7 protein-coding genes and 1 pseudogene are annotated in these 5,885 nt (G+C 56.3%); 2 read left to right on the top strand and 6 right to left on the bottom strand.

Going from position 1 to position 5,885, the window contains the following annotated elements; translation table 11 throughout:
* Window positions 1-169: 169 nt before the first annotated feature.
* The 6 genes from AWB81_RS39800 to AWB81_RS39825 form a co-directional block, all read right to left on the bottom strand.
* A complete protein-coding gene (locus AWB81_RS39800; RefSeq protein WP_062643796.1) occupies window positions 170-637 on the bottom strand; it encodes a hypothetical protein in 468 nt (155 codons plus the stop codon).
* A gap of 185 nt (window positions 638-822) precedes the next feature.
* Entirely contained in the window at window positions 823-1,188 is a 366-nt protein-coding gene (locus AWB81_RS39805) for a hypothetical protein (RefSeq protein ID WP_062643798.1), read from the bottom strand.
* 29 nt (window positions 1,189-1,217) lie between these two features.
* Window positions 1,218-1,844, bottom strand: coding sequence for a hypothetical protein (locus tag AWB81_RS39810; protein ID WP_144444329.1), 627 nt, complete (start codon window positions 1,842-1,844; stop codon window positions 1,218-1,220).
* A 103-nt stretch (window positions 1,845-1,947) separates the two neighbouring features.
* Window positions 1,948-2,328: a hypothetical protein gene (locus AWB81_RS39815; RefSeq protein WP_062643802.1), complete on the bottom strand. Its 381-nt coding sequence runs from the start codon at window positions 2,326-2,328 to the stop codon at window positions 1,948-1,950.
* An 8-nt stretch (window positions 2,329-2,336) separates the two neighbouring features.
* Window positions 2,337-3,632, bottom strand: a complete 1,296-nt coding sequence (locus AWB81_RS39820) for a hypothetical protein (RefSeq protein ID WP_062643805.1) — start codon at window positions 3,630-3,632, stop codon at window positions 2,337-2,339.
* 274 nt (window positions 3,633-3,906) lie between these two features.
* Window positions 3,907-4,107 carry a hypothetical protein gene (locus AWB81_RS39825; protein WP_144444330.1) on the bottom strand — a complete coding sequence of 67 codons (201 nt, stop codon included), beginning with the start codon at window positions 4,105-4,107 and terminating at the stop codon, window positions 3,907-3,909.
* A gap of 272 nt (window positions 4,108-4,379) precedes the next feature.
* Here AWB81_RS39825 and AWB81_RS39830 point away from each other — a divergent pair, with 272 nt between their 5' ends.
* Both AWB81_RS39830 and AWB81_RS39835 read left to right on the top strand, forming a co-directional pair.
* On the top strand, window positions 4,380-5,105 hold the full coding sequence (locus AWB81_RS39830) for a glycoside hydrolase family 19 protein (RefSeq protein ID WP_062643809.1): 726 nt from the start codon (window positions 4,380-4,382) through the stop codon (window positions 5,103-5,105).
* 9 nt (window positions 5,106-5,114) lie between these two features.
* Window positions 5,115-5,885, top strand: a pseudogene (locus AWB81_RS39835) (hypothetical protein); the annotation flags it as partial.

The raw sequence follows: 5,885 nt of genomic DNA on the forward strand, positions 1-5,885 counted from the left end.
CCGAAGTTAACATCGACCCCTCTCGTTTACAAGCAGAAAATCCTCTCTTCACTCACAGAGATGTGGGTAATCCTGAGCTCATTACCGCGTGCGATGCGTCTATGCGCCTGGTAAAAGAGCTGGATCTGTGATGGAAGAGGTAGCAACGTACGGACCCAGACATACGTCCTCACGCAATCCTCCCGCTAAACTGATGAACGTTGCGCGAGCCTATGGACGGCCCAACGCTATAGCAACGTCTGACCTCCCAGATCGTCGCCATCTCCGGGTTGTCCTCGACAAACTCCTCATACGTCTTGACCTTGGTCTCCGAGAAAAGACCAACAACGGTCGTCTTGTTCCGGATCATGATGGCCAGCGCCCCTTTCCGCCGCATGATGAATTCGGCAATCGGCAACAGCTGACTCGGATGAAGCATGAAGCAAGCGACAGCGGGCTCGTCGCCAATGCGGGGATTCCAAGAAGGAAGTGGGGTGGTGTGCGGCGGAAGTCCAAGATAGTCGAGCAGAATGTCGTGACCTCTCTCTGTGACGTCGCAAAGCACTCGCATGCCGTATGCACATGCTTCGCCGGTCAAAGAGCGAATGCCGAACCGCTCAAGGTGCTGCCAACAATCAACATGGATGGCATCTTCCAAATCTGTTCTCCGGGAAAAGAACTACGGGATGACATGGGTCGATCGACCCGAGGGAACTGCGAAAGAAATGCGGAAAGAAACAAAAGAAGAGGGGCCCCGGGAAAGGCAAGCTCTTTTAAGAGGTGACGTCATAAAGCCATGGGTCGGGACGTTACTCCGCGAAACCCAGGCTTTCATGATTCGAATTACGATTGACCGATCGGGCTGCCCAGTTGCTGGTAGCTGATGGTCTGAATTGTGTTGGGTTGAATGGCATATGCGCCATTCGAGACTGTCATCGTGGCGGTGACGGCGACATCCCAATGACTCATCGGGTTGTCTTCGCCGCGGAACACGTCGATCTGGAGCACCCAGTCACCGTTGACGTTCTGGTACGAGCCAGTGCCGTAGTGAATGGTATCGCCCGCGAACAACGCCTGAACCGAAGCGGTGGCGGACTGCAGGGCCGTGTTGAGCGTGGCGGCGTCTGCTGCACTGCCGGTCACCTGAGGCACGACGGCGTCCTTAACCTGCGCGAGCGTCATGAAGATTTGGCGCTTCGTGAGATCCATGTTGCGTAACTTCTCCTAGAGTGAAAGGGTTAAACTCTGCCAAGCACCGCCCGAATCTTGTCGGTCGGATTGCTATAGCCCGTGTTGATCTTGATGCCGTCCTTCTCGCAAGAGACCTCGCATCGGAAGCGCTTGCTTTGCAGCGCCTGTAGGGCGCGTGCCGCTTCGATCAGCTTGTTAATTGCCTCAAGCTCGGCTTCGCTGGCACTCCACTTCTGCTCGCGCGCGAGCGTTTCGGCCGGCGCCTCGGGAGGCAGGACCATCATCAGTCCACCGTGCTCCGTGAAATGCAGATCGAGGATCAGTTCACCAGCCACCTTCGCCGTGTTGAAGTGATTTCCGGGCAAGAGCAACTGCAGGAAAACTTTCGGCTCCTGCGTGTCGATTCCGCTCACGCGGTGAAAGCGATACTTCGGGTTGAAGGGACGACCGTTGTTAGAGATGACGGCCTTCTCGTACAGGTATTCCATACGCGCGTGAACCGCGTCGAAAGTCTCGGTGTCCATGTATTCCTCCATCTCGTTTCGGAAGAACCAGGTCCCGCTGATTTCTTTGTCGAGCAGCTTATCGATCGCTGCGGTCGCCAGTACGCCATTGATTTGCGGCATGATCAATATCCGTTTTAGATGAGGATTCCGAAGCTCACTGCTCGTCATACCATCCGGCGGTGCAGTCAGATTTACCCAGACGACATAAAGCCCAGTCCCGACCACGGGGTCAGGCTGGGCGCTAGTGAGTGAAGGGGATGAACTACAGGAACTACGAAGAGGAGCAGTTGATAATGCGCTGACAGCGCTCGACGAACGCTGCAGCTCGACCTTCATCGGCCAAGTCGGCTACTCTGAGGGAGTTGTTTTCTCCACCGATGTGGTCTCGTCGCCCATTGCAGGCACGATAAAACAGCACCACTTCGTAGTTGAACGACTGGGTGATCCACATGTACAGCTTGTCGTGCATCAAATAGACTTCGCCTGATACCGCATTACCTCCCATGTTGGATCGAACATGATGCGTACCGCGCTCCAAGCCGATACGCACAGCAAGCGATCGCAGAAACTTGGCTCCGTAGAAGTGGAAGTCTCTTTTGGCGTAGTAGCCAGCGATCCATTCCTGGGTGGTCAGAATCGGGGCTATGTCCATGCCGTCTCCTAGAGTGTGGTCGTACGTGCCCCCGTCTCCTTATGGGCTTCCCAGGCGTAGCGAAGCGTCGTATCGAACTCACCTTCTGTCGTTTCGTCAAACACGAAGGCTCCGCCCGTGTACCGCAACTCGATCATGAGATAGGTCTTCGTGACGTCGGGCGAAATCTCTCCCTTCACGATCAAGATCAGCGACTCGTGATCGGGTGTCGGAGAGTTCAGCAGCTTCGCCATCTCCGTCCACATCTGGTGAATTCGAGCTTCGACTCCTGGAAGGTAACTGACGAGTCCCGACATGAACGGCTCAAGCTCCGACCAGCGAGTTGCCTCGACGGTCATCTCCAGTTTGCGGGCGAAGGCGGGCACGGGACGCGCAACCGATGCCAGCACCTGTCGCGTCAGAGCGGACGCGCGCGCTTCACCGGTCATGGCGGAATCGGGCAGATACTCGATGTCCGAGATCACCATCATCGATCCGGGTTTGACGTAGAGTGCGTCATCCGCGGGTCCGTGTTCGAGCAAAAGCGTGGCCTCGAACTTTGGATTCTTCGGATCAACGTCCGGTACCTGGCTCTCGTAGCTAATGTTGAGCGTCTTGGCGTGACCGTTGCTCGTCGTGCCTGCGGGGTAGACACCCGTCACCGCCAGCAGAAAGAGCGGGGCGTGCGTGTCGATGATGGCGAGCTCCTGCTTGTTTCGGATGCGCGCCCGGATCGCCAGCACTACCTCCGCCGACTCATGCTCATCATCCTGAAACGCCGGTACCAACAGCTGCCGAATGCCTTTCAGGGAGAAGTTACGGAGCCGCTCGACCATCTCGATCCAGTTACTGCTTGCGATCGGTCCCAACGCAGGAACGCTGGAAGCGTCCAGAGGTACAGCTTGAACGGCCGGCTGGGTCTCAATCAGCCAGCGCCGCAGATGTGCTGCCTCGGGATCGATGAACAAGTAGGTCGCGTCATCCTCCCCCACGCCAATCACGAGATCGAAGACGATCACGATGTCCTTCACGGACGGATCATCATCGAGCGGACGAACGCGCAGGAGGATCTTGTCTTTCTTGCCCTCCGGATCGGGTCCCATCTGCCCTTCAAACTTGAAGGTGTAGCTCGACGGGTTTTCAGCCAGCCATCCGTGCGGTTTGGACAGCAACCGGTTAAACGCCGCGCGGCTCTTCTTATCTGCCAAGACGCGCTCGAGCTTGGCCTGCAGCTCACTCCACGTCAACTTGCCCTGTGTCAGTTCGCGCAGGAACGTCGTGAGGCGAAGATGTTCCTGCTGCTGCTCGGGCGTCGGCGTTGTCATTGCGAATTTCTCTCATCAACTCTTGGTTAAATTGTTGAGTCTCGAACCACTTCTCGTACCGATGTTCCGTGAAGTGGCCGGCCTCGTCGTAGTAGCGTTCCATTTTCGTTCCTTGATGTCATAAGGGGAGAGCCGATGGCCCTCCCTCAATAACAAAATGCCAGTTCGGTCCAGTCTCCTTTTCCTCGGACCGTGGAACAAATCAGAGAACCTTCTGGACGTTGCACCGTCCATACAAAGAGGCTGGTCGATAACTTTTACCCGAGCAATGGTGTTACTGCTCGCGCGGGAAGCCCTCCGGCGTGATCCAGTCCTCGCGATCCGGATCGTCGTTCGAAGGCTCGACGGCGAGGAAGGTAAGGGGGTCAGCCGCGTCGGCCCAGTGAAACACCGGGATCCACTCTTGGGTCTCCCGGATATAACGCCACTTCGTCTGGGCGAAGCCGGGCACAGACAACAGTTCGTCTTCCGACAAATGCGAGTCCTGCACGCAGCTCATCTTCGCGTTCAGATTGACCACCAGAGCCGGAAAGGTCGGATTGTAGCTAATTACATATTTAAATGTGATCCTGCCTCATTGGAGCGAAGCTCCCTGGGAATAACTTTTTTCAGAAGGAGACCCCGCCGGTCGACTAATCACCGTGCCATACTAAAAATGTTGAAGGGCGGCTAATTTTCACGTGTTGAATGAACAGGTCCGGAGACTGTTTTGCAGCACAAGCGATTGACAGTTAGCGGGAGAACGGCATGGACCAGGAAATGTTCATGGCAGCGACCGGCGCATCCACCGCGAGCGCGAATTTTTGGCTGACGCCGATCACGAATGCGATGCAGCGGTTCAAGATCAACACGCCCGCGCGGGAGGCGGCCTTCCTCGCGCAAATCGCCGTCGAGAGCGGCAAGTTTCCGCTGCCTCCGGTCCACGAGAATTTCAACTATGGCGTCGCAGGCCTGCATGCGACGTTTTCAAGTCTGACCCCCGACCAGTGTAGTGCGCTCGGTCGCCAGCCGGGTGAAACCAGCGTCCCTCCGGCCCGCCAGCAGCAACTCGCGAATCTGGTCTACCAGAACAAGTACGGCAACGGGCCGGCAGCAAGCGGCGACGGCTGGAAATATCGCGGCTCAGGCCTGATCCAGCTCACGGGCAAGGCCAACTTCGCGAGCGCGGGCAAGGCGATCGGCATGGACCTCGTGTCCAATCCCGATCTCGTGCGCAACGACGCAAACGTCGCAGCGCTCGTCGCGGGCTGGTACTGGAAGTCGCACGGCTGCAACGAACTCGCCGATGCCGGTCACTTCGACCTGATCACCAAAGCCATCAATCCCGCAATGGCCGGCGCGGCCGGCTACGACAGCGCCTTCATTCTCGCCAGCAATGCGCTGCGCGAGGAGTCCACAGGCCGCAACGGGCTTTCCTTGGAGGGTGAACCTACCAATGATCCTGGTACGGTCCGCCCTCCGCCACTAACCTGAGAGAGTTCTATGTTCGGCAGTCTCTCGAAGCTTGCAGAAAAATCCTTCATCCTTGGCTTCTTCTTGCCAGCGCTCATAGGAACCATGGGATTCGTCGCGCTGAATGGGGACGTCCCACCATTTTCAAAATTACTTAGCGCGACGTTAGAGAATGATAAATTTGCAAAACTGACGTTGTTACTGTTTGGGGTATGGACGATAGCGGTTCTTCTCATGACAGGGAATCATTGGATTTATCGCATGCTGGAGGGATATACCTGGCCGCTGGCCCAACCTCATTTTCTGTCGCTCCAGGTTAAAAGACGGAGGAATAAGCTGGACATCGTCCAAGCCGCGTGGAACCGATTTCAAGAAGCGGAAAAAGCACTCGCGACCGCTAAAACGAAAGGTGATGCACAAACTTGCAAGGATTGCGAGCGCGATTGTGCAAAGCGAAAGTCGGAATACCTCAAGCTTGATCGCGTATTCCTTCTCGAGTACCCGGAGAAGCCCGAGTTGGTGCTGCCGACGAGATTCGGCAATATCCTCCGAGCCTTTGAAAGATATCCATGGACAGCGTATGGCGTCGACAGCATCCATGTGTGGCCGCGACTGCTTGGAGTTATACCTAAGGATTATCAAGCGGTTCTAGCAGATTCAAGGTCACCTGTGGACTTTTTCGTCAGTTTGGTGAGTATTTCTCTAACGCTTGGCGCCACGGCATTCGTAAGGGCGGGAATTTTAATTTATCAGCACGCGTCGAGTAGCGATATATTGCGCTTCGTCGGCGCCGGTGTGCTC

This window comes from Caballeronia arationis (genome assembly GCF_001544975.2).
Classification (GTDB): Bacteria; Pseudomonadota; Gammaproteobacteria; order Burkholderiales; family Burkholderiaceae; genus Caballeronia; species Caballeronia arationis.